The sequence below is a fragment of the Nonomuraea recticatena genome, from assembly GCF_039533245.1.
GTDB lineage: Bacteria > Actinomycetota > Actinomycetes > Streptosporangiales > Streptosporangiaceae > Nonomuraea > Nonomuraea roseola.
Map to the genome: position 1 here is coordinate 1 of NZ_BAAATE010000057.1, position 22,465 is coordinate 22,465.

Consider the following 22,465-nt stretch of genomic DNA (forward strand, 5'->3'; position numbering starts at 1 on the left):
GGTCCTGCACGCGCCCGCCAACCACGAGACGGCGCTGACCGTGGGCGGCTGCATGGCCGCCTACGCCGCCACCCAGGCGCTGCGCGGCGAGGCGTCCGCCGCCCGCGACACCCTCCGGGCGGCGCTGGCCCGCAACCGCGCCACCTGGACCGCCTTCATGCGCTGGGTCGCCCTCACCCGCGTGTGGGTCGCAGCCGCGGAGGGCGAGACCGACAGGGCCGTCGAGCTGGCGCTCGCGGCCGCCGCCGACTGCCGTGAGAGCGGACTGGCCGCCTTCGAGGCCGTCGCCCTCCACGACGTGGTACGGCTCGGCGCCCCCGCCGCCGCGCTCGCCAGGCTGACGGAGCTGGCCTCCTCGCACGAGGGTCCGCGCGTACGGCTGGCGGCACGGCACGCGGCGGCGCTGGCGGGCGGCGACCCCGAGGGGTTGCTGGGCGTGGCGGAGGGCTTCGACGCCCTGGGGATGCGCCTGCACGCCGCCGAGGCCGCCGCCCATGCCGCCGCGGTGCTGCGTCGCACCAGGGGCGAGAAGGCGGCCAGGGCGGCGACGACGGAGGCGTGGTCGCTGGCTGGAGCGTGCCAAGGCCCGGACACTCCGGCGCTGCGCGGCCTGGCGGCGCCCGACCTGACCGACAGGGAGCTGCAGGTGGCGCAGCTGACGGCGGCGGGGCACTCGCACAGGGAGATCGCCCAGCGCCTGGGCATCGCGATGCGAACGGCGATGAACCATCGCAACCAGGCCTACTGGAAGCTGGGGGTGAACAGCCCCGTCGAGCTGGCCAAGGCCCTGAACCGCTTCCACTGACCGCCCCGTCACCGCCCGCCGGCCCAGGCCCGCGGAAACCATGCGCGGCCACACGAAGGACCCGGAGCGTCAAGGATGCGGGCGCGCCGAAGGGTGCGGACGCGCGCCGACGAAGGCGGGCGAACCGACGAGGAAGGCGCGGAGCGGCGGGAAGCCGGGCGCGCGCCTGCGGGCGGCGCGCGCCGGGGTCAGCGGGCGGCTGTCAGTTCCAAGCTGTCAGTTCCAAGCCGCCAGGTTCAGGCCGCCAGGTCCAAGCCGTCAGTCGCAGGCCGTCAGTTGCGGTGGGATTCGTAGCGCATCGTGCGGGAGACGCCGATGCGGACCGTCGTTCCTGGCGCGATCGTGACGGGCTCGTTCGGCGGGATGTCGTAGAAGTTGGGGTCACCCGGCGGCTGAATCTGGGTGCCGTTGACCGAGCCGAGGTCGACCAGGTTGACGTCCCAGCCCTCCAGGGCGACCCGCAGGTGGCGGCGGGAGACCGAGCCGTCGGGGCTGGTGACCTTGGCGGGCCTGGCGTTGCCGCCCGCCACCTCGGGGGCGCGCTCGGGGTCGCGGCCCAGCAGGTAGTCGCTGTCGAGGGGCAGCGAGGTGCCGTCGTCGAGCAGCAGCGCGCCGAGCGAGGGGCGCGGCCCCTTGTACGGCACCAGCGTGCGCTGCACGAGCTCGATCCCGCAGATCACGCAGTACGGCGAGCGGGGGTCGTTGAAGTGGTCGTTCTTGCAGTCGACGCCGAAGACCATCGGCCTGCCGTCGGCGTCGGTCTGCTGCTCGCCCTGCTGCTCCTGCGGCGGCGGCCCGAAGTCGGGGTGCTCGTCGTAGGAGGGCGGTCCCGCGGGCGGCATCGGGCCTTGGGGCGGGCCGAGCGGCGGCATCGGACCGGAGTGGGGACCGGGCGGGCCCTGCATGGGCGGCGGGCCCTGGTGCATCGGCGGGGCGGGCTCGGGATGCGGCTCGGGCATCGGCGGCTGACCGAACGGCGCCTGCGGACCTGAGGGCGCGCCCATCGGGTAGGGGGCCATGGGCGGCGGGGTCGAATGCGCGGGCGGGGGCGGCGGGGGCTGCTCGTGGACCGGCTGGTGAGCATCCTGCCTGGACGGCTCGGGCCCCGAGGGCTCGTGCCTGGACGGCTCGTGCCTGGACGGGTCCTGCCTCGGCGGCCCGGGGAGCAGGTCGGGCTCGAAGTGGAGGCCCGTGGCGGGCAGCTCGCTGGTCTCCAGTGGCCTGACCTGGGGCCTGGCGGGCGGCTGCGCGTTCTCGTCGACCTCGCCGTGGACGCCGCCGCCGAGGACCACGCCGGCGTCGAGGCGGACGACGGGGTGGGCCTCTCCCGCGTCGGGCAGGCGCAGCTCGACCCGCTGCACGGGGCCGGGGATGAGGCGGTCGGTCCAGGTCAGGGAGTCGCGGCCGGACAGCCGGGTCTCGCCGTCGTCGGTGACGACCACGGCCGAGGCGGAGCCGCTGACCAGCACGGCCATGCCTCCAGCGGCGGGCCCTGCGACGGCGCAGGCCACGGGCTCGCCCGACATCGAGCGGAACAGCACCTGGGCGGCGCGGCGGGCCAGCGCGAGGCCGTCCGCCCCTGACTCGGCGCTCTCGCGCAGCGTCTCGAGCAGCTCTCCGCCCGTGCCTTCGGCCGTGTCGCAGACCAGCAGCAGCCCGCCCATGTGGGCGACCAGCCCGTTGCCCGGCAGCGGACGCACCACCCCGAAGCCCTGCTCAGCCACAGAACTCTCCCCTCCATGGAAAACGCCGGTCAACCGCCAGCCATACGCATACCCAGACCTGGAGGAACAGTATCGGCCTGAGCCGCTCGCCTCGAAACCTTGGTACCTGATCAGTGGTCAGAACATTAGCCCGAGGAGGCCGTTTAGACGAGTCGTCAGACGCCGCTGAAGACCCTGTTGACGTCGGCGGTGGCCAGCACGCCGTAGACCTCGCCGCCCTTTTCGACCAGCAGGTACTCGCCCGACGGCGCGTCGCGCATGGCGTCGATCAGCGACTCGCCCACCAGGTCGGCGGGCAGCACCATGGAGGGCTCGAGCGCGCGCGACAGCGAGCCGGCGTTGACCCACGGCCTGCGGTGCTCGGGGGTGGCCTGGACGGCGGCCTCGTTGACGATGGCGAGCGGGCGTCCGTCGTGGTCGACGACCACCATGGCGCCCGCGTGGGCCTCGGCCGCCTTGCGCAGCGCCTCCGACAACGGGGTCTCGGCGGTGACGGGGATGGCGCGGCGGGCCAGGGCGCGGGCGTTGGCCTGCGGGAGCCTGGCGCGCACGCGGGCCACGCGCAGCGACTGGGTGGCGCCGAACCAGATGAAGGCGCCGAGGACCGCTCCCCACAGCAGGCTCAGCTCCTGCTGGGGCTGGCCGCCGAACCAGTAGAGCAGCAGCGGGCCGACGATGAGCACGGCGCCGAGCACCCTGCCTGCCCACGCCGCGGCGATGGTGCCGGTGCCGGGGCTGCGGGTCGCCTTCCACACGCCCGCCCTCAGCATGCGGCCGCCGTCGAGCGGAAGGCCCGGCAGCAGGTTGAACAGGCCGACGATGAGGTTGGCCACCCACAGCCACCAGACCATCATCTCGGGGATGCCGCCGCCGTCGACCAGGAAAAGGTCGGCCACCAGGCCGATGCCGGCCAGAAGGAGCGAGACCAGCGGGCCCACCGCGGCCACCATGAACTCGCGGCCGGGCGTCTGCGGCTCCTTCTCGATCTCCGAGACGCCGCCGAGGAGGTAGAGGGTGATGCGCCGCACCGGCAGGCCGTACATCTTGGCCAGGACGCTGTGGGCCAGCTCGTGCAGCAGCACGGACACGTAGAGCAGCACGGCATAGGCGAAGGCGACGCCGTAGACGGCCGGCTCCGACAGCTCGGGCAGCTGACCGCGAACCTGGTCGCTGAACATGAACGTGATGATGGCCGCCACGATGAACCAGGTCCACGACACGTAGACAGGGATCCCGAAGGGCCTGCCCATCCGGATACCGGAGAACTCCTGACGCGGACTCTCGGTGCTCACCCATCACTCCTTCGTCCAGGGGACTGCCTTGATGCTACTCGGCGTGCCCATTCTGTCGGCGCCTTGACCTACAGTGCGGTGCATGACGTTGACCGAACCCGTGATCATCGGGGCCCTCTCCCCTTCGCGGGCGGGTGACTTCATGACGTGCCCGCTGCTCTACCGCTTCCGCGTGATCGACAGGATTCCCGAGAAGCCGTCGGCGGCGGCGGTGCGCGGCACGGTGGTCCACGCGGTGCTGGAGCGGCTCTACGACCTGCCCGCGCCCCGGCGTTCGGTCGAGGCGGCGCTCGAGCTGCTCGAGCCGCAGTGGGACAGGCTGCTCGGCGAGGAGCCCGCCTACGCGCAGATGTTCGCCGACGAGGCCGAGCAGCGCGAATGGCTGGGGCAGGCCCGTTCGATGCTCGAACGTTACTTCACGCTGGAGGATCCGACCCGGCTGGAGCCCGCAGAGCGCGAGCTCTACGTGGAGGCGGTCCTCGACAGCGGCCTGATGCTGCGCGGCTACATCGACAGGCTCGACGTGGCGCCCAGCGGCGAGGTCAGGGTGGTCGACTACAAGACCGGCAGCGCGCCCGGGCCCGACTTCGAGGCCAAGGCGCTGTTCCAGATGAAGTTCTACGCCCTGGTGCTGTGGCGGCTGCGCGGGGCGATCCCGAGGCTGCTGCAGCTGGTCTACCTGGGCGGCGGCGGCGAGGTGCTGCGCTACGCGCCCGACGAGGCCGACCTTCGGGCCACCGAGCGCAAGGTGCAGGCGCTGTGGGCGGCGATCGAGCGCGCGCTGGAGACGGGCGAGTGGCGGGCCAGGCCGTCCAGGCTGTGCGACTGGTGCGATCACCAGGCGCTGTGCCCCGAGTACGGCGGCACTCCCCCGCCGGTGCCCGCCAGGCAGCCGGGCGACACGGTCAGAAGCAGCAGGCGGACGGCCACGGACGAGCTCTGAAGTCCTCCCAAAGGAGGAGGATTCCCGCTCTCACCTGGTCATACATTGAAGCGGTGCGCACCGACCGAGCCTTGCTCCGCGACTCGCTCTTCGCCGCGGCCCTGGCCGCTGCCTCGGTGGCGCTGTCGGCCGCCGGCGGTCACGGCGGCCCGGGTGAGGCCGCGCTGCTCGTGCTGGCGTGCGCGCCGGCGGCCGCGCGCAGGCGCAGGCCGCTGGCGGCGCTCTGTCTCGCGCAGCTGCCCATCGTGCTGCTCGGCGCGCTCGACAGCGATCCAGGCCTGGCCGGCCTCGCTGGGCTGATCCTGCTCTACACGGTGGCCGCGCACAGGGGGCTGGCGATCGCGCTGGCAGGGCTGTCGGTGGCGACCATCGGGTACTTCACCTCCGCCTCTCTGTCGGCCTCGTCGATGATGTGGACCTCCCACGCGCTGACGACGCTGGTGGGCGTGGCCGTGTGGGGAACCGGCAGGAGCGTACGGCTGCGCCGGGCCTACCTCGAGGAGCTGAAGGACCGCGCCGCCAGGCTGGAGCGGGCGAGGGACGCCGACACGCGCGCGGCCAGGGCAGAGGAGCGCTCCCGCATCGCCAGGGAGCTGCACGACGTGGTGGCTCATCACGTGAGCGTGATGACCGTGCAGGCCGCGGCGGCCAGGAAGGTGCTGACGGCAAATCCCGATCTGGCCGGCGAGGCGCTGACGGCGATCGAGGAGACCGGCAGGATGGCGATGAACGAGATGCGCAACATCGTCGGCGTGCTGCGCACCGACTCCCCCTCGGGTCCTCCCGAGCGCGGCCCGCAGCCCGGTCTGCGCGACCTGCCCGCGCTGGTCGATCAGATGCGCGAGGCGGGCCTGCCGATCGAGCTGGAGGTCGAGGGCGCGAGCGCGGTGCCGGCGGGCCTCGACCTGGCCGCCTACCGCCTGGTCCAGGAGGGGTTGACCAACAGCCTGCGCCACGCGGGCCCCGGCGCCCGCGCCAGGGTCTCGGTACGGCAGGCGCCCCGCGAGCTCACCCTTCTCGTGGAGGACGACGGCAAGGGGTCGAGCGCCGAGCAGGCCGACAGGACGGGGCACGGATTGGTCGGGATTCGCGAGAGAGTGGCCCTCTATGGTGGAATTCTGAGGGTCGGTCCGCGCACTGGGGGCGGTTTCGAGGTGCGGGCGACTTTCCCGCTGAAGGACGGATGATGACGATCAGGGTGCTGCTGGTGGACGACCAGCCACTGCTGCGCACGGGGTTCCGCCTGATCCTCGAGGCCGAGCCCGACATCGCGGTGGTGGGCCAGGCGGGTGACGGGAAGGGCGCGCTCGAACAGGCGCGGGCGCTGCTGCCGGACGTGATCCTGATGGACATCAGGATGCCGGGCGTCGACGGGATCGAGGCGACGCGCAGGATCGTGCGCGAGGCCGCGGCGGGCGCGCACGTGCCGAAGGTGCTGGTGCTGACCACGTTCGACCTCGACGAGTACATCGTCGAGGCGCTGCGCTCGGGGGCTTCGGGCTTCCTGCTGAAGGACGTGCCGCCTGACGAGCTGGTGCAGGCGATCAGGGTGGTGGCGGCGGGCGACGCGATCGTGGCGCCCAGCGTCACCAGGCGGCTGCTCGACAGGTTCGCGGCCAAGCTGCCCTCGGCCTACCAGCAGACGACCCCTGCGCGGCTCGACAGGCTGACCGAGCGCGAGCTCGAGGTGCTCAAGCTGATCGCCAAGGGGATGTCCAACGCGGAGATCGCGGCCAAGCTGGTGGTGAGCGAGACGACGGTCAAGACGCACGTCGGCAACGTGCTGACCAAGCTGGGCCTGCGCGACCGCGTCCAGGCGGTCGTCCTGGCCTACGAGAGCGGGCTCAGCACCCCCGGCGCCCTCTCCTGAGCCGTCCCGGCGGGCACCACGATCGACGGCAGCTCATCCTGCGGGGGCGCACAAACTTCACCCATGAGGCTTCACCCACGAGGTGGGGGCCGCCCCGTGGCCGGGGTGGGCTCGAGCCGGCTGTGCGGTACGGATCGAGGCCACCCCGGCCCTGGCGCGCCGCGGGTCAGGCGGTGATGGTCTCGGGCGCGGGGGTGACGGTGGGCGCGTTCTCGGGGAAGTGACAGGCGACGCGGTGCCCGCTGGCCAGCTGCTCGAGGGGCGGTTCGACCGTCTTGCAGATCTCCTGGGCCTTCCAGCACCTGGTGTGGAAGCGGCAGGCCGGCGGCGGGTTGATCGGGCTCGGGACGTCGCCCTGCAGCCGGATGCGCTCGCGTTCGGTGCGGACCTTCGGGTCGGGCACCGGCACCGCCGACAGCAGCGCGTTGGTGTAGGGGTGCATCGGCGAGGTGTAGAGCGACTTGCGGTCGGCGATCTCGACGATCTTGCCGAGGTACATGACCGCGACCCTGTCGCTGATGTGCCGCACCACCGACAGGTCGTGCGCGATCACCACATAGGTGAGGTCGAGCTCGTTCTGCAGGTCCTCCAGCAGGTTGACCACCTGCGCCTGGATGGAGACGTCGAGCGCCGAGACGGGCTCGTCGGCGATGATGAGCTTCGGCTTCAGCGCCAGGGTGCGGGCGATGCCGATGCGCTGGCGCTGCCCGCCGGAGAACTCGTGCGGGTAGCGGTTGTAGTGCTCGGGGTTGAGCCCGACCAGCTCCAGGATGTCCTGGACGGCCTTCTTGGTGCCCTGCTCGGTCTTGATCCCCTGGATGCGGAACGGCGCGCCGACGATGGCGCCGACCGTGTGACGGGGGTTGAGCGAGGAGTAGGGGTCCTGGAAGATCATCTGCATGTCGCGACGGAGCGGGCGCAGCCGTCCCTGCGGCATGTGGGTGATGTCCTGGCCCTCGAAGACGATCTTGCCGCCGGTGGGCTCGAGGAGCCTGGTCACCAGCCGTCCGGTGGTGGACTTGCCGCAGCCGGACTCGCCGACCAGGCCGAGGGTCTCGCCCTTGAGCACCTCGAAGTCGATCCCGTCGACCGCCTTGACCGCGCCGACCTGCCGCCTCAGCAGCCCCTTGTGGATGGGGAAGTGCATGCGCAGGTCCTGCACGGACAGCAGCGTCTCGCTCATGTGGTCTCCAGCATCGGCTTGATCTCGCTCTCCCACAGCTGCCTGCGCTCCTCAGGGGCCATGTGGCACCTGACGAGGTGGCCTGGGCTCGTCTTGAGCAGCTCGGGAACCTCGGTTTCGGCCCGTCCCTCGGTGCGCTCGGCGTAGGGGCAGCGGGGGTGGAAGGCGCAGCCCGGCGGGACGTTGATGAGGGAGGGGGGTGATCCCTTGATGGGCAGCAGCCGCTCGGTGCGCTCTCTGTCGAGACGCGGCATCGAGCCGAGCAGGCCCCAGGTGTAGGGGTGTTCGGGGTCGTAGAACACCGTCTCCGCGGCGCCGTACTCGACGCACTTGCCGCCGTACATCACCAGGATGTCGTCCGACAGCTCGGCCACCACGCCGAGGTCGTGGGTGATGATGATCAGCGCGGAGTTGAACTCGCGCTGCAGGTCGCGCATCAGGTCGAGGATCTGCGCCTGGACCGTGACGTCGAGCGCGGTGGTGGGCTCGTCGGCGATGAGCAGCTCGGGGTCGCACGACAGGGCCATGGCGATCATGGCGCGCTGGCGCATGCCGCCGGAGAACTGGTGCGGGTAGTCGTCGACGCGCCTGGTGGGCTCGGGGATGCCGACCCTGCCCAGCATGTCGATCGCGTGCTTGCGCGCCACCTTCTTGGTGACGTCGTGGTGGATGCGGTAGGCCTCGATGATCTGGTCGCCGACCGTGTAGTAGGGGTGCATGGCCGACAGCGGATCCTGGAAGATCATCGCCATCTTCTTGCCGCGCAGGCGCCGCACGTGGTCGGCCGAGGCGCCGATGAGCTCCTCGCCGTCGAGCCAGATCTCGCCTGACATCCGTGCCCTGCCGCCCTTGTGCAGGCCGAGGATGCCGAGGCTGGTGACGCTCTTGCCGGAGCCCGACTCGCCGACGATGCCGAGCGTCCTGCCGCGTTCGAGCGAGAACGTCAGGCCGTCGACGGACCTGACCAGTCCGTCGTCGGTCGGGAAGTGGATGCGCAGGTCCTTGACGTCGAGGAAAGCGGTCATGCGAGCCTCACTCTCGGGTCGACCACAGCGTAGAGGAGGTCCACGACCAGGTTGGCCACCACCACGAACAGCGCGGCGAGCAGCGTGACGCCCATGACGGCGGGCAGGTCGTTGTTCTTGATGGCGTCGACGGCGTACTTTCCGAGGCCGTTCAGTGAGAACGTCGACTCGGTGAGGACGGCGCCGCCCATGAGCAGGCCGAAGTCGAGGCCGAAGACGGTGACGATGGGGGTCAGGGCGGCGCGCAGCCCGTGCTTGACCACGACGCCGCGCTCGACCAGTCCCTTGGCCCGGGCGGTGCGGATGTAGTCCTCGCCCATCGTCTCCAGCATGCCCGCTCGGGTGAGCCTGGCGTAGGTGGCGGCGAACAGCAGGGCCAGGGTGATCCATGGCAGGAGCAGGTTGTAGGCCCACTGCAGCGGATCGATGGTGACGTCCACCCACGCGCCGCCGGGGGCGGTCCAGCCGAGGCCGTAGCTGAAGATGGACAGGGAGATCATGCCGGTGAAGAAGATCGGCAGCGACACTCCGGCCAGGGCGATGCCCATGGCGGACCTGTCGAAGAAGCTGCCGCGCCGCAGCGCCGACAGCACGCCGGTCGCCACGCCGCCGACCAGCCACAGCACGGCCGCGCCGAGACCCAGCGACAGCGTCACGCGCGAGCGGTCCATCAGGTTGGGCCACACGGGCTGCTGGGTGATGAAGGAGTAGCCGAAGCAGGGCGCCGGGCAGTGCTCCACGCCCGCGCCGGTGTCGTACTCCGTTCCCGCCACGATTCCCTTCAGGAAGCGCCCGTACTGCACCGCCACGGGATCGTAGAACCCGAGCCGTTCGGCTACCAGCCTGATGGTGTCCATGCTGGCACCGCGGCCGACGTATCGGGCGGCGAACGCCTCAGGGGTGGCGCCGGCCAGACGTGGCACCAAGAAGAAGATCGCGAAGGTGACGATGCTGACGATGAGCAGCATCGCCAAAGCGCCGATCACGCGCCTGATGATGTATGTGACCACAGTGCCCGGCTCCGGTCCCCGGCCGGTTGTGCCGACCGGGGACCTCTGCCTTCACCCGCCTATCTAGGTGTGGATCGACTTACTGCTGGACGCCCACGCCGACGTAGTCGTACATCTGCTGAGAGTCGCTGATGAACAGGTTGGTCAGGCCCTTGCCGCGCATGTACAGCGCCTTGCTGGCCACGCTGGGCATGACGACGGCCTGGTCGATGACCATGTGATCGATCTGCGACCACATGTCGGCGCGCTTGGCGGCGTCGGGCTCGGCCTTGATCTGGTCGATCATCTTGTCGACCTCGGGAATCTTGACGCTGAGGTTGTAGTTACCGGCGTCGCGGATGTCCCGGCTGTCGGTGATGGCCTGCATGAAGCCGTAGGTGTCGGGGTAGTCCGAGCCCCAGCCGTTGATGGCCAGGCCGATCTTGTTCTCCTTGACGTAGGAGGGCTTGCCGGCGTACAGGGCGAAGTAGTCGTCCTGCGGGTACGGCTTGAGCGTCAGCTTGATGCCGACGCGGGCCAGCGACTGCTGCAGCGACTCGGCAGCGGCCTTCTCCTTGGTCCGCTCGGTGCGGTAGGCGATGTTGGTCTCGAAGCCGTTGGGCTGGCCGCACTTGGCGAGGGCCGCCTTGGCCTTCTCCACGTCGCCCTTGTCGCCCTCGGACTTGTACAGGTCGATCGGCTTGTAACCGGCCATCGACGGAGGGATCAGCGAGGTGGTGATGACGCCGCCGGTCTCGCCGCCGTAGGCGCGGTAGAGGCTGTTGCGGTCGGCGGCGAAGGCGATGGCCCTGCGGCAGTCGACGTTGTCCAGCGGGGCGACGTCGGGGATGATCGAGGTGTACCAGGTGCGCTGCTGGACCGGGTTGTCGGTGCGGGCCTTCAGCGCCGGGTCCGGCAGGACCTTCGGCAGGGCGGCGTTGCCGATGCCGAGGCCGTCGACGGCGATGTGGACGTCACCGGAGATCAGCCGGTTGTCGACGTCGTCGGCGTTGACGCCGGTCTGCACCTCGATGCGGTCGGGCAGGGCGGGGCGGTTGGGGTCGGTGGCCGGGTCCCACTGGTCGTTGCGGACCAGGGTGAAGCCCTTGCCGATCTCGTTCTTCTCGAACTTGTAGGGGCCCGTCGAGATGACGTGCTCCTGGTACTTGGTGCCGGTGTCCTTGTCCTTGGGGACAGGCATCGTCATCGGCATCTGCATGATGTAGTCGAACAGACCGAACGGTTCCTTCAGGTGGAAGATGATCGTCTGGTCGTCCGGGGTCTCGACGGCGGAGGAGAAGTCGGCGTCCTTCGACTTGTAGGCGCCCTTGTAACCCTTCGGCCAGTCGAGCAGCGCGTTGAGGTAGGTCGGCCCGTTCGGGTGGATCTCCTTGTCGAACTGGCGCGCCACCGCGTAGGCGACGTCCTTGGAGGTCACCTCGGTGCCGTCCTCGAACTTCACGCCCTTGCGCAGCTTGTAGGTCCACGTCTTGGCGTCGGCGCTGGCCTTGCCGACGCTCTCGGCGAGGTCGGGGACCAGGGTGTTGCCGTCGGCGCCGGGGGCGGCCTTGAACATCAGCAGCGCGCGGCCGTACAGGCGGGCGAAGTTGAGCGCGTAGCCGTAGTAGGTGTTGCCGGGGTCGAGGCTGTCCCAGTCGGCCGTGTTGGCCATCTTGAGAGTGCCGCCCTTCTTGTCAGAAGGGTTGTAGATCTTGCCGACCGCGGCGTCGGCCGTGTCCGCGCCGCCGCCCGCCGTCGCGCCTGTGGAGGCGGTGGCGCTCTGGCCCTGACCGGGGGTCTGGGTCGGCGTGCCCGCGCAGGCTGCCAGTGCCATGGCCAGGGTCAGCCCGGCCGCGGCTGTCGTAAGAGCGGATTTTCTTCTCAAGGTGTCGCACCCCTTCGGGTTGGAAGCAGGGTTAAGGAAGTCCGAGAGAGGTCAGCGGTTGCCACGCGGGTCGAGTGCGTCTCGCAGGCCGTCGCCGAACAGGTTGAAGGCAAGCACGGTGATGAAGATCGCCAGGCCCGGGAAGATCATGAAGTGCGGGATCGTGTAGAACCTGGCCGCGTCCGACAGCATGCCGCCCCACGTCGGGGTCGGCGGGCGCACGCCCACGCCGAGGAACGACAGCGCCGCCTCGAACAGGATGTTCGAGGGGATCAGCAGCGTGGCGTAGATCAGGATCGGCGCGATCAGGTTGGGCAGGAGCTCGCGGAAGATGATGTACGGCCCGCGGGCCCCCAGGCTCTTGGCCGCGTCGACGAACTCACGCTCACGCAGTGACAGGGTCTGGCCCCGGATGATGCGGCCCAGGTAGGGCCAGTTGAAGAATCCGATGATGAAGATCAGCAGTGTCACGCGGAGCGTGTCGCCCGACAGCCCGAACGCCTGGTCGGGGACGACTCCGGCGAGCGCGAGGGCGAAGACCAGGAGCGGGAAGGCGAGGAAGACGTCCATCGCCCTGCCGATCAGGGTGTCGACCCAGCCGCCGAAGTAGCCGGCGATGACGCCGAGGGCCGTGCCGATGACCACCGACAGCAGGGTGGCGAGGAAGGCGATCAGCAGCGAGATGCGCGCCCCGTAGACCACCCGGCTGAAGATGTCGCGGCCGTTGACCGGCTCGACGCCGAACAGGAACTCCGAGGTGATGCCGCCCCACGGACCGATGGGGGCCTGGGTGCCGATGTCGGTCAGTTCCTCGTGGTACTCCAGCGGATCGTGTCCGAACCAGCTCACCAGCAGCGGCGCGAAGATCGCCACCAGCATGAGAAGGATGATCACGATGGCGCCTGCCATGGCGACGCGGTCTCTCCTGAGCCGCCGCCACGCGATCTGGCCCAGCGAGCGGCCCTCGATCGCCTTGGCGTCGCTCCCGGCCACCACCGCTTCGGGAGCGGCCTGGCTGGCCGACTCCGGCACGTCGAGCGGTGCGGTCATGCGCCCTCCTCTGTCCTGACCTTCCAGGAGGCGGGCACGACCATAGTTGTGCGCATCTTGTTCCTGCCCCCTGGGTTAGACGGCGTCGTCCAATCAGGCACCGGCCCGGTCTGGACTCACGCCCGTACTTGCCGGGACCGTCCGTCACGGTCCCAGGAGGCAGGATCTATGGCCTGAGCTGCGCTGACTAGTCCCCACGCGCGCTATGTGGCTCAACTGTGATTGTCGCGAAACGCATTCGTATCGATCTTGGTCCGAATGTCTACAGCCCGTTCCGGTTGGGTCTCGGAACTGTGACATTGCACAGCGTATCTCGCTAGCTGATGCCGCGCCGCTTGAGGATGTCCTCGATGTCGGAGAAATCATCGTCGTTCGTCTTGGGCTTCTGCTGAGCGATGGCAGGTTTTGCGGCGGGCGCCGTCCGCCCCGGCTTCTTCTCGGCCGCGGGACGGGCGGGGGCGGCCGAGGCCTCCTGCGCGGCGGGCGCGGCCGCCGACAGCCTCCTGGCCCTGATGACGCCCGAGACCATGAACAGCACCACCGACAGTCCAGCCAGGGCCACGCCGGCCCAGGTGAGCGGGTTGAAGACCAGGCTGGTCACGAAGGACACGGCGGTGGAGCCGATCGTCCACAGCGCGTTGAGCGCGCCGGTGAGGTACGCGGCCATCGGCAGCAGTGACCAGGCCACCAGCCGCATGGCCGCCACCGCTCCCCTGCGGCGCAGCAACAGGAAGCTGAACACCAGGCCCACGCCCGTCGCGCCTGCGCACAACGGCAACCACGCGATGCTATTGAATCCGCTCATTACGGCCGCCCCTCGTCTCGCTGACCTCTCCATCCTGGCACGCGAAAGGCCCGCCGCCGCTCCTCCCTGAGGAGGGATCTCCCCCTAGGGGATGGTTTCTCCGGTGGAGGCGTGGCGCGCGGGCCGGGCGGTGACGCTACGGCTCACGCGGAGGCGGGAGGCACCAGGGCGCGCAGCCGGGCCACGTCGACCTCGGTGAGCGAGGACACCACCAGGCGGCCGGCGGCCGGCTCGATGGGCAGCAGGCTCGGCACGGCGACCACGGCGCACCCCGCGGCGGTGCCGGCGGCCACGCCGTTGGGAGAGTCCTCCAGCACCACGCAGCGCACGGGCTCGACGCCGAGGAGGGCGGCGGCGGTCAGGTAGGGCTCGGGGTCGGGCTTGGTGCGGGTCACGTCGTCGGCCGTGACGATCACGTCGAAGTGCTCGCGGCCGACCGCCGCCAGCACCGACTCGGCGATCTCCTTGAGCGAGGAGGTCACCAGGGCGATCGGGACGCCCTCCGCGCGCAGGTCGCCGAGCAGCTCGAGCGCGCCAGGCATGGTCTGGACCCCGCCGGCCAGCTCGGCCACCATGCCGTCGATCATCCAGCCGCGCAGGACCTCCTGCGCGACCGAGGAGCCCGACACGGCCAGCATGTAGTCGACGGTGCGTTCCATGGAACCGCCGACGAGGTGGGTCTGGTGCTCGGGGGTCCAGACGCCCCCGAGCACCTTCATCACCTCGGTCTCGATCTTCAGCCACACCTTCTCGGTGTCGACCAGCAAGCCGTCCATGTCGAAGAAGGCCGCGTCCACTTTCCCCCCGGAGCTATCGGATTTCGGACTACTACCGTAGGACGTGGGGGGCTGATCATGGCCATCGACCCGGCGGGACGGCGCGCCGGGGCCGGTCAGACGTTGAAGTACTTCGCCTCCGGGTGGTGGGCCACCAGCGCGGAGGTGGCCTGCTCGGGGTGGAGCTGGAACTCCTCCGACAGCGTGACGCCGATGCGCTCGGGGTCGAGCAGCTGGAACAGCTGCACCTGGTCCTCGAGGTTGGGGCAGGCGGGGTAGCCGAAGGAGTAGCGGCAGCCCTGGATGTTGACCTTGAGCATGTCGTCGAGGGACTCCTCGCCGCCGATGCGCCACTCCGAACGGACCCTGGCGTGCCAGTACTCGGCCAGGGCCTCGGTCAGCTGCACCGACAGGCCGTGCAGCTCCAGGTAGTCGCGGTAGGCGTCCTTGGCGAACAGCTCGGCCGTGGCCTCGGAGATCTTGCCGCCCATGGTGGCGATCTGGAAGCCGACGACGTCGACCTCGCCGGAGTCCTTGGGGCGGAAGAAGTCCGACAGGCACAGGTGCCTGTCGCGGCGCTGGCGGGGGAAGGTGAAGCGGGTGCGCTCGTCGCCCTTGTCGTCGAGGATGATCAGCGAGTCGCCGTCGCTGACGCAGGGGAAGTAGCCGTAGACGACGGCCGCCTCCAGCAGTCCCTCCGTCTGCATCCGCTCGAGCCACATGCGCAGCCTGGGCCTGCCCTCGGTCTCGACGAGCTCCTCGTAGCCCGGGCCCTCGCCGCCCCTGGTGGGCTTGAGGCCCCACTGGCCGAGGAACAGCGCCCGCTCGTCGAGGAAGGAGGCGTAGTCGTTGAGCGAGATGCCCTTGACGATGCGGTCGCCGGTGAAGGGCGCGACCGGGATCGGGTTGTCGACGGCCACGTCGGAGCGGGCGGGCAGGTCCTCGACCGCCGTGCGGGTGAGGGTGGCGCCCGCCTTGACGCGGCGCTCGCGCAGGGCGGGCAGCGGGGAGCCCTCCCGCTTGTGCGCCATGAAGGCGTCCATCAGGCGCAGGCCCTCGAAGGCGTCGCGGGCGTAGCGGACCTCGCCGTCGAACAGCTCGGCGAGGTCCTGCTCGACGTAGGCGCGGGTCAGGGCGGCGCCGCCGAGCAGCACGGGGTAGCGCTGGGCGATGCCCCTGGAGTTCATCTCCTCCAGGTTCTCCTTCATGACCACCGTCGACTTCACCAGCAGGCCCGACATGCCGATGACGTCGGCGTTCTTCTGCTCGGCGGTCTCGAGGATGGCGGTGACCGGCTGCTTGATGCCGAGGTTGACGACCTCGTAGCCGTTGTTGGACAGGATGATGTCGACGAGGTTCTTGCCGATGTCGTGGACGTCGCCCTTGACGGTGGCCAGCACGATGCGGCCCTTGGTCTCGCCCTCGAGCCTGTCCATGTGCGGCTCGAGGTAGGCGACGGCCGTCTTCATGACCTCGGCCGACTGCAGCACGAACGGCAGCTGCATCTGGCCGGAGCCGAACAGCTCGCCGACCGTCTTCATGCCGTCGAGCAGCACGTCGTTGATGATCTCCAGCGCGGGGCGCTGGGCGAGGGCGTCGTCGAGGTCGGCCTCGAGGCCCTTGCGCTCGCCGTCGATGATGCGCCGCTTGAGCCGCTCCCACAGCGGCAGCGCGGCCAGCTCCTCGGCCTTGCCCGCCCGCATCTTGGCGACGTCGACGCCCTCGAACAGGTCGATGAAGCGCTGCAGCGGGTCGTAGCCCTCGCGGCGGCGGTCGTAGACCATGTCGAGCGCGACCTGGCGCTGCTCGTCGGGGATGCGCGACATCGGCAGGATCTTGGAGGCGTGCACGATCGCGGAGTCGAGCCCCGCGTTGACGCACTCGTTGAGGAAGACCGAGTTGAGCACCATGCGCGCGGCGGGGTTGATGCCGAAGGAGATGTTGGAAAGGCCCAGCGTGGTCTGCACCTCGGGGTAGCGGCGCTTGAGCTCGCGGATGCCCTCGATGGTCTCCAGGCCGTCCTTGCGCGACTCCTCCATGCCGGTGGCGATGGTGAAGGTCAGGCAGTCGACGATGATGTCGGAGACCTGCATGCCCCAGTTGGCGACCAGGTCGTCGATGGTCTCGGAGGCGATGCGGACCTTCTCCGCGGCGGTGCGGGCCTGGCCGTTCTCGTCGATGCACATCACGACCACGGCCGCGCCGTGCTCGCGCACGGCGGTCATGGTCTTGTGGAAGCGCGAGTCGGGGCCCCTGCCGTCCTCGTAGTTGACCGAGTTGACGACCGCGCGGCCGCCCAGCATCTCCAGGCCCGCCTTGAGCACCTCGGACTCGGTGGAGTCGAGCATGATCGGCAGGGTGGAGGCGGTGGCCAGGCGGAAGGCCAGCTCCTTCATGTCGGCCACGCCGTCGCGGCCGACGTAGTCGACGCACAGGTCGAGCATGTGGGCGCCGTCGCGGGCCTGATCGCGGGCGGTCTCGACGCAGTCGTCCCATCGGCCCTCGAGCATCGCCTCACGGAAGGCCTTGGAGCCGTTGGTGTTGCAGCGCTCGCCGATGGCCAGGTAGGAGGTGTCCTGCCGGAACGGGACGGTCTGGTAGAGAGAGGAGGCGCCGGGCTCGGGGTGCGCCCTGCGCGCGGCGGGCTGCTTGCCCCGCACGCGCTCGACCACCTGGCGCAGGTGCTCGGGGGTGGTGCCGCAGCAGCCGCCGACCAGGGACAGGCCGTAGTCGCGGGCGAAGCTCTCGTGCGCGTCGGCCAGCTCGCCAGGCGAGAGCGGGTAGTAGGCGCCGTCGGAGGTGAGGACGGGCAGGCCCGCGTTCGGCATGCACGACAGGCGAAGGCGCGAGTGGCGCGCCAGGTAGCGCAGGTGCTCGCTCATCTCGGTGGGCCCGGTGGCGCAGTTGAGGCCGACCAGGTCGACGCCGAGGGGCTCGATCGCGGTGAGCGCGGCGCCGATCTCGGAGCCGAGCAGCATGGCGCCGTTGGTCTCGATGGTGACCTGGGCGATGATCGGCACGTCGCGCCCCCCGGCCTCGATGGCCCGCTTGGCGCCGACGATGGCGGCCTTGACCTGGAGCAGGTCCTGGCAGGTCTCGATGATCAGCGCGTCGGCGCCGCCGGCGATCAGGCCCGCCGCGTTGTCGCGGTAGGCGTCGCGCAGCGTGGCGAAGGGCAGGTGGCCGAGCGTGGGCAGCTTGGTGCCAGGGCCCATCGAGCCGAGCACGAAGCGCGGGTGCTCGGGCGTGGACCAGTGGTCGGCGCGCTCGCGGGCCAGGCGCGCGCCCGCCTCGGAGTACTCGTAGACCTTCTCGGAGATGTCGTACTCGCCCAGCGCCGAGAGGTTGGCGCCGAAGGTGTTGGTCTCCACGCAGTCGACGCCGACCGCGAAGTACGCGTCGTGGACGCCGCTGACGATGTCGGGCCTGGTGACGTTGAGCACCTCGTTACAGCCCTCGTAGCCCTCGAAGTCGTCGAGGGTCGGGTCGTAGGACTGCAGCATCGTCCCCATCGCCCCGTCGGCGACCATCACGCGCTGGGAGAGGACTTCGCGGAAAGACGGGGAGGCGTTCATGCGGTCAAGCTTAACGGGCGCTACCCTGTCGGCAATTGACGCCGCGTCCAATTGGGATCCCCTCATGGCCTACCGCACCGTGCTCGTCGGCACCGACGGCTCCGCCTCCTCCTTCCGCGCCGTGTCCGCCGCCGCCTCTCTGGCCGCCGCCACCGGCGCCACCCTCGTCCTGGCCTGCGCCTATCTGCCCATGCGCGAGAGCAGCAGGGCCGCCGCCGCCGACGCGCTCGGCGACCTGGCCTACAAGGTCAGCGGTTCGACCCCCGCCGACGACGCGCTGCGCGCGGCCAGGGAGCACGCGGTGGCGGCGGGAGCCTCGCAGATCGTGCTGGCCGCCGAGGAGGGCGACGCGGTGGACGCGCTGGTCAAGCTGGCTGGCACGCACCGCGCCGACCTGCTCGTGGTCGGCAACAGAGGGCTCAACAGCCTGGCGGGACGGCTGCTCGGATCGGTGCCCTCCAGCGTCACCCACCGGGCCACCTGCGACGTCCTGGTCGTGCACACCACCTCGGGAAAGTGAGCCGCCCCTGAGTTACGCGCGGTCCTCCGCCTCCAGGTCAGCGCGTGGCGGGCGGCGACACCCGCCGGACGGCCCCGCGAATTACGCCCGTGGAGATCAGTGACGTAGAGCCCTCCCCACCGCATAGGCTTAGGCGTTGAGAACAGCGAGAGGAGGCGGCGCGTGATCGAGCTCGAAGGGCTCCCCGAGCTCGTCGATCCGGTGCTCATCGCCGCGTTCGAAGGGTGGAACGACGCCGGTGAGGCGTCCAGTGGCGTGATCGCCCACCTGGAGAACGAATGGAAGGCCGAGCCGCTGATCGCGCTGGACCCGGAGGACTACTACGACTTCCAGGTCACGCGCCCCATCGTGGAGATGGGTGACGGGCTGACCCGCTCGATCGTCTGGCCGACGACCAGGCTCTCGCTGGCCCGCCCGCCCGGTCTCGAGCGCGACGTGGTGCTGCTGCGCGGCATCGAGCCGAACATGCGCTGGCGCGGCTTCTGCGACGAGCTCGTGGGCATCGCCCACGAGCTGGGCATCGAGCTGACGGTGATGCTGGGCGCGCTGCTCAACGACTCTCCGCACACCCGTCCCGTGCCGATCGTCGGCTCGGCGACCGACGACGGGCTGGCCCGCTCCATCAACCTCGAGCTGACCCGCTACGAGGGGCCGACCGGCATCGTCGGGGTGCTGCAGCAGGCCTTCGGCGCCGCGGGGCTGCGCGCGATCTCGCTGTGGGCCTCGGTGCCGCACTACGTGGCCCAGCCGCCCAACCCGAAGGCGACGCTGGCGTTGCTGCGCAGGGTCGAGGACGTGCTGGAGATCCCGGTGCCGCTGGGCGACCTCGTGGAGGAGTCGCGCGCCTGGGAGAACGGCGTGGACGAGCTCGCCTCGCAGGACAGCGAGGTGGCCGAGTACGTCAAGGAGCTCGAGGAGCGCAAGGACGCCGCCGAGCTGCCCGAGGCCTCGGGCGACGCGATCGCCGCCGAGTTCGAGCGCTACCTGAGGCGCAGGGACACCGACACCGGCGACCAGTGAGACCCGCCCGCCTTCCGTGCCGATGACCATTTGTCGCGGCCGGAACGGGCGTGGCGACTGACAGGGAAGTCTCAGGAGTTGTTCTCCCCCATTTCCGTGATTTCGGGTAATAATCGGTGCCTCGCATGTTCCGGCGTATTTCGTCCGTAGCTGGAACGCCAACCCGCATGAATGACATGACCAGGAGAAACACAGCTCTGTCGCTTCACTGAATATCGGCACGGCCACGTTGAACCTATCCAGGTGACTGCGCACGTTAGGGCAACCATGGCTACTTCCCATGTGGACCCGCACCAGAGAAGTCAGGAGACCAGGCGGCGCGTGCTCGAGATGGCGCTGTCGCTGAGGGAGGAGCGCGGCGGAGGCCCTGTCGACCTCTTCCTCGCGCTGCTCCAGGACCGCCTTCCGCTCTGGCTGCGTATCTTGCACAACCTGTCCCACCTCGTGGGCAAGGGACAGGTGAGCGACAACCTGCTCCCCATCGCACGGGCGGGCATCGATTACTACCTGGAGGTCCAGTCGGCGGCGCTGCCCGCCTTCACCTCCCCCGCGGTCACGGTCCGCTTCCGCGAGGCCGTCCGCGACACCGGTCTCGGCCCGATGGCCGAGATCCTTCCGCTGGCGGGCTATCTCGAGGCCGAGCAGCGGCTCGGCAGGGTGGCGCCGTCAGTCGATCCCGTGGGCAGCGCGCGGCTGCTGCTCGCCGGATGTTTCCAGCACGCCTACTACGAGATGTTCGTCGGCGCGGACGCGGGCCCCTCCAGGGACGCCGGCGCCGAGGAGATCATCAAGGGGCTGCGGCTGGAGCCCGCCGCCTGATCGTGCCTGGCCCACACCAGGGCGGCGAGGTCGAGGTCGGCGCCGATCGGTTCGGTGACCAGGTCGGCGCCGGCGCTCGACAGCCTGTCGTGGAAGAAGCCTGGCGCCAGCAGGTAGGAGGCGAGCGCGACACGAGGGGCTGGGCCGTGCCGCATGCGGGCCAGCGCCTCCCCCACCGTCGGCTCCCCTCCCGTGGCGAAGGCGGCGGTGACGGGCCGCGACAGCCGTACGGCCAGCAGTCTGGCGGCGGCGCGCACGTCGGCGAGGGCGGCGGGGTCGGAGGAGCCAGCGGCGCCGAGGATGACCGCGTCGGCCGGGCGCAGACCCGCTCGGGCGAGCCTGCGGGCCAGGGCGTGGGTGAGCAGCGGGTCAGGACCGAGCGGCCTGGCGACGGCGGCGTCCGGCCTGGCGCGCGCCACGACGTCCGGCAGGTCGATGTGGACGTGGTAGCCGCCGGCCAGCAGCAGCGGCACGACGGTGACCGGGCCCGGCAGCCAGGGCAGGACGTCGGCCAGCAGCGGCTTGCTGATCTCGAGGTAGGCCAGCTCGACCCGCCGTCCCGGCCGCAGGCCGCGCACCACCGCGGCCAGCCTGGCCAGCGTCTCCTCCCCCGCTGCGCTCCTGGTCCCGTGCGCGGCGATGACCAGCGTGCCCCGCGCGGAGGCCGTCACAGGCCTTCTCCGCGGTGGGTGGCCAGCCGGTAGCCGCGCTTGACCACGGTCTCGACGATGCCTGCGGGTCCGAGCGCCCTGCGCAGCCTGGTGACGGCCATCTCGACCGCGTGCTCGGCCGATTCACGCGAGGAGCCGCCCGGCAGCACGGTCCGCAGCTCCGAACGGGGCACCACGTGCCCCGGCTTGTCGGCAAGGCGCTTCAGCACGGCCATCGGCGCGGGCGGCAGCGGCTTGAGCTCGCCGTCCACGGCGACGGCGTGGCCGCGGATCTCCAGCTCGTGACCTCCCGCCACGAGCCTGGTCACGCTGTGCGCCGGCAGGTGCCTGGCGAGGGTCCTGGCCAGGGCGCCAAGCCTGGAGCGCTCCGGCTGGAGCACCGGCACGCCCTTGGCCACCAGCGGCTGCGCGGTCACCGGGCCCACGCACGCGGCGACGACCCTTCCGCCGAAGGCGGCGAGCAGCGCGTCCTCGAGCCCGTCGGCGCGGGCGGCGCCGAGCATCGCCAGGACGGCGGGCGCGCTGGTGAAGGCCACCGCGTCGACGCCGCCCGCGATGGACTGGGTGACCAGGCGGCGCAGCGGCGAGGTGTCGCGGTAGGGCAGCCAGCGGTAGACGGGCACCTCGATGACGTCGGCGCCCGCCTCGCGCAGCTCGGCGACGAAGCCGGTCAGCGGCTCGCCGTGCAGCTGCACGGCGATGCGGCGGCCACGCAGGTCCTGGGCGAGCAGGTGTTGCTTGACCTCCTCGCAGGATTCGGTGGCGGGGGTCCAGTGGTCGTTGAGACCGGCCGCGCGCACCGCACCCCTGGCCTTGGGGCCCCTGGTGAGGAGCCTGGCGCGGGTCAGGTGGTCCGACAGCTCCGCCGACAGCCCCCAGCCCTCGGCCGCCGCCATCCAGCCGCGGAAGCCGACGCCGGTCGTGACGACGACGTCGTCGACGGGCGCCTCCAGGCTGCGGCGGGTGGCGGCGAGCAGGTCGGTGTCCTCGGCCAGCGGCACGAGCCTGATCGCCGGAGCGCTGACCACGCGGGCGCCGCGCCTTTCCAGCAGCGCGCAGAACTCCTCGCGCCGCCTGGTCGCGGTCACCCCGATGGTGAACCCGGCCAGCGCGTCGGGCGCGGTCTCCGGGGATCCCGCCTCCTCCGCCACCGGGGCGATCAAAGCCCCACCTCCACTCTGCCGTCGGTCACCCTGGTCGGGTAGGTGGCCACGCTCACCGAGGGGTCGTCCAGGCACTCCCCCGTGACCAGCGAGAAGACCTGCTTGTGCATGGGGGAGGCGACCGTGGGCTCCTCGCCCCTGCTGCCGACGATGCCGCGGGAGAGCACGTTGGCGCCGGTGAAGGGGTCGAGGTTGGCGATGGCGTGGACGTCGCCGTCGAAGGTGCGGAACAGGGCCACCTGGTGGCCTTCCACCAGCGCGCACGCCCCCCGCTCCGGCAGCAGGGCGGTGTAGGGGCAGACGGCGATCCAGACGCGGGCGGGCAGTTCGGCGACTGTCATCTGTGGTGC

At 70.6% G+C, this 22,465-nt stretch carries 20 protein-coding genes; 7 read left to right on the top strand and 13 right to left on the bottom strand.

Annotated features, from left to right (window positions below; all coding sequences use genetic code 11):
- Positions 1 to 805, top strand: an 805-nt coding sequence (locus tag ABFX50_RS48065; RefSeq protein WP_346157386.1) for a helix-turn-helix transcriptional regulator, incomplete at its 5' end; no start/stop codon positions are given.
- A 272-nt stretch (positions 806 to 1,077) separates the two neighbouring features.
- Here the strand turns inward: ABFX50_RS48065 and ABFX50_RS48070 are convergent.
- Entirely contained in the window at positions 1,078 to 2,529 is a 1,452-nt protein-coding gene (locus ABFX50_RS48070; RefSeq protein ID WP_346157389.1) for an FHA domain-containing protein, read from the bottom strand.
- Between the two features lie 155 nt (positions 2,530 to 2,684).
- Entirely contained in the window at positions 2,685 to 3,821 is a 1,137-nt protein-coding gene (locus ABFX50_RS48075) for a site-2 protease family protein (protein ID WP_312896074.1), read from the bottom strand.
- Positions 3,822 to 3,903: 82 nt separating this feature from the next.
- On the opposite strand from ABFX50_RS48075, the gene ABFX50_RS48080 reads away from it, so the two are divergent.
- From ABFX50_RS48080 to ABFX50_RS48090, 3 genes are read left to right on the top strand one after another with little or no spacing between them, the layout of a single operon-like run.
- Positions 3,904 to 4,764, top strand: coding sequence for a RecB family exonuclease (locus ABFX50_RS48080; protein ID WP_183661713.1), 861 nt, complete (start codon positions 3,904 to 3,906; stop codon positions 4,762 to 4,764).
- A 53-nt stretch (positions 4,765 to 4,817) separates the two neighbouring features.
- On the top strand, positions 4,818 to 5,951 hold the full coding sequence (locus ABFX50_RS48085) for a sensor histidine kinase (RefSeq protein ID WP_346157395.1): 1,134 nt from the start codon (positions 4,818 to 4,820) through the stop codon (positions 5,949 to 5,951).
- Positions 5,951 to 6,634 carry a response regulator gene (locus tag ABFX50_RS48090; RefSeq protein WP_183661717.1) on the top strand — a complete coding sequence of 228 codons (684 nt, stop codon included), beginning with the start codon at positions 5,951 to 5,953 and terminating at the stop codon, positions 6,632 to 6,634. The genes ABFX50_RS48085 and ABFX50_RS48090 overlap by 1 nt, the downstream gene beginning before the upstream one ends.
- Positions 6,635 to 6,800: 166 nt before the next feature.
- On the opposite strand, the gene ABFX50_RS48095 is transcribed toward ABFX50_RS48090, so the two are convergent.
- The 8 genes from ABFX50_RS48095 to metH all read right to left on the bottom strand — a co-directional run bounded on the left by ABFX50_RS48095 (position 6,801) and on the right by metH (position 17,922).
- Positions 6,801 to 7,817: an ABC transporter ATP-binding protein gene (locus ABFX50_RS48095; RefSeq protein WP_346157400.1), complete on the bottom strand. Its 1,017-nt coding sequence runs from the start codon at positions 7,815 to 7,817 to the stop codon at positions 6,801 to 6,803.
- Positions 7,814 to 8,842, bottom strand: coding sequence for an ABC transporter ATP-binding protein (locus tag ABFX50_RS48100; RefSeq protein ID WP_346157402.1), 1,029 nt, complete (start codon positions 8,840 to 8,842; stop codon positions 7,814 to 7,816). The genes ABFX50_RS48095 and ABFX50_RS48100 overlap by 4 nt, the downstream gene beginning before the upstream one ends.
- The gene (locus ABFX50_RS48105; RefSeq protein WP_346157404.1) at positions 8,839 to 9,852 is read right to left on the bottom strand and encodes an ABC transporter permease; all 1,014 of its coding nucleotides are present in this window, start codon (positions 9,850 to 9,852) and stop codon (positions 8,839 to 8,841) included. The genes ABFX50_RS48100 and ABFX50_RS48105 overlap by 4 nt, the downstream gene beginning before the upstream one ends.
- Before the next feature lie 79 nt (positions 9,853 to 9,931).
- Positions 9,932 to 11,716 (bottom strand): ABC transporter substrate-binding protein, encoded by a 1,785-nt coding sequence (locus ABFX50_RS48110; protein ID WP_346157407.1) that lies wholly within the window; start codon positions 11,714 to 11,716, stop codon positions 9,932 to 9,934.
- Positions 11,717 to 11,767: 51 nt separating this feature from the next.
- Positions 11,768 to 12,766 (bottom strand): ABC transporter permease, encoded by a 999-nt coding sequence (locus tag ABFX50_RS48115; RefSeq protein WP_346157410.1) that lies wholly within the window; start codon positions 12,764 to 12,766, stop codon positions 11,768 to 11,770.
- A gap of 316 nt (positions 12,767 to 13,082) precedes the next feature.
- On the bottom strand, positions 13,083 to 13,571 hold the full coding sequence (locus ABFX50_RS48120; protein ID WP_346157412.1) for a cellulose synthase: 489 nt from the start codon (positions 13,569 to 13,571) through the stop codon (positions 13,083 to 13,085).
- A gap of 143 nt (positions 13,572 to 13,714) precedes the next feature.
- Complete coding sequence (locus ABFX50_RS48125) at positions 13,715 to 14,368, bottom strand: HAD family hydrolase (RefSeq protein WP_346157415.1); 654 nt, start codon at positions 14,366 to 14,368, stop codon at positions 13,715 to 13,717.
- A 95-nt stretch (positions 14,369 to 14,463) separates the two neighbouring features.
- Positions 14,464 to 17,922: a methionine synthase gene (gene metH / locus ABFX50_RS48130; RefSeq protein ID WP_346157418.1), complete on the bottom strand. Its 3,459-nt coding sequence runs from the start codon at positions 17,920 to 17,922 to the stop codon at positions 14,464 to 14,466.
- Positions 17,923 to 17,986: 64 nt separating this feature from the next.
- Here metH and ABFX50_RS48135 point away from each other — a divergent pair, with 64 nt between their 5' ends.
- From ABFX50_RS48135 to ABFX50_RS48145, 3 genes are all read left to right on the top strand, one after another.
- On the top strand, positions 17,987 to 18,442 hold the full coding sequence (locus ABFX50_RS48135; RefSeq protein WP_183661730.1) for a universal stress protein: 456 nt from the start codon (positions 17,987 to 17,989) through the stop codon (positions 18,440 to 18,442).
- A gap of 162 nt (positions 18,443 to 18,604) precedes the next feature.
- Positions 18,605 to 19,462, top strand: coding sequence for a PAC2 family protein (locus tag ABFX50_RS48140; RefSeq protein WP_346157421.1), 858 nt, complete (start codon positions 18,605 to 18,607; stop codon positions 19,460 to 19,462).
- Positions 19,463 to 19,729: 267 nt separating this feature from the next.
- Entirely contained in the window at positions 19,730 to 20,281 is a 552-nt protein-coding gene (locus ABFX50_RS48145; protein ID WP_346157423.1) for a hypothetical protein, read from the top strand.
- On the opposite strand, the gene ABFX50_RS48150 is transcribed toward ABFX50_RS48145, so the two are convergent.
- From ABFX50_RS48150 to nirD, 3 genes are read right to left on the bottom strand one after another with little or no spacing between them, the layout of a single operon-like run.
- Positions 20,188 to 20,952 (bottom strand): sirohydrochlorin chelatase, encoded by a 765-nt coding sequence (locus ABFX50_RS48150; RefSeq protein ID WP_346157425.1) that lies wholly within the window; start codon positions 20,950 to 20,952, stop codon positions 20,188 to 20,190. The genes ABFX50_RS48145 and ABFX50_RS48150 overlap by 94 nt on opposite strands.
- Positions 20,949 to 22,115, bottom strand: coding sequence for a uroporphyrinogen-III synthase (locus ABFX50_RS48155; protein ID WP_346157426.1), 1,167 nt, complete (start codon positions 22,113 to 22,115; stop codon positions 20,949 to 20,951). Before ABFX50_RS48155 ends, ABFX50_RS48150 begins: the two co-directional genes overlap by 4 nt.
- Complete coding sequence (nirD, locus tag ABFX50_RS48160; protein WP_346157428.1) at positions 22,112 to 22,456, bottom strand: nitrite reductase small subunit NirD; 345 nt, start codon at positions 22,454 to 22,456, stop codon at positions 22,112 to 22,114. The genes ABFX50_RS48155 and nirD overlap by 4 nt, the downstream gene beginning before the upstream one ends.
- Positions 22,457 to 22,465: the final 9 nt, after the last annotated feature.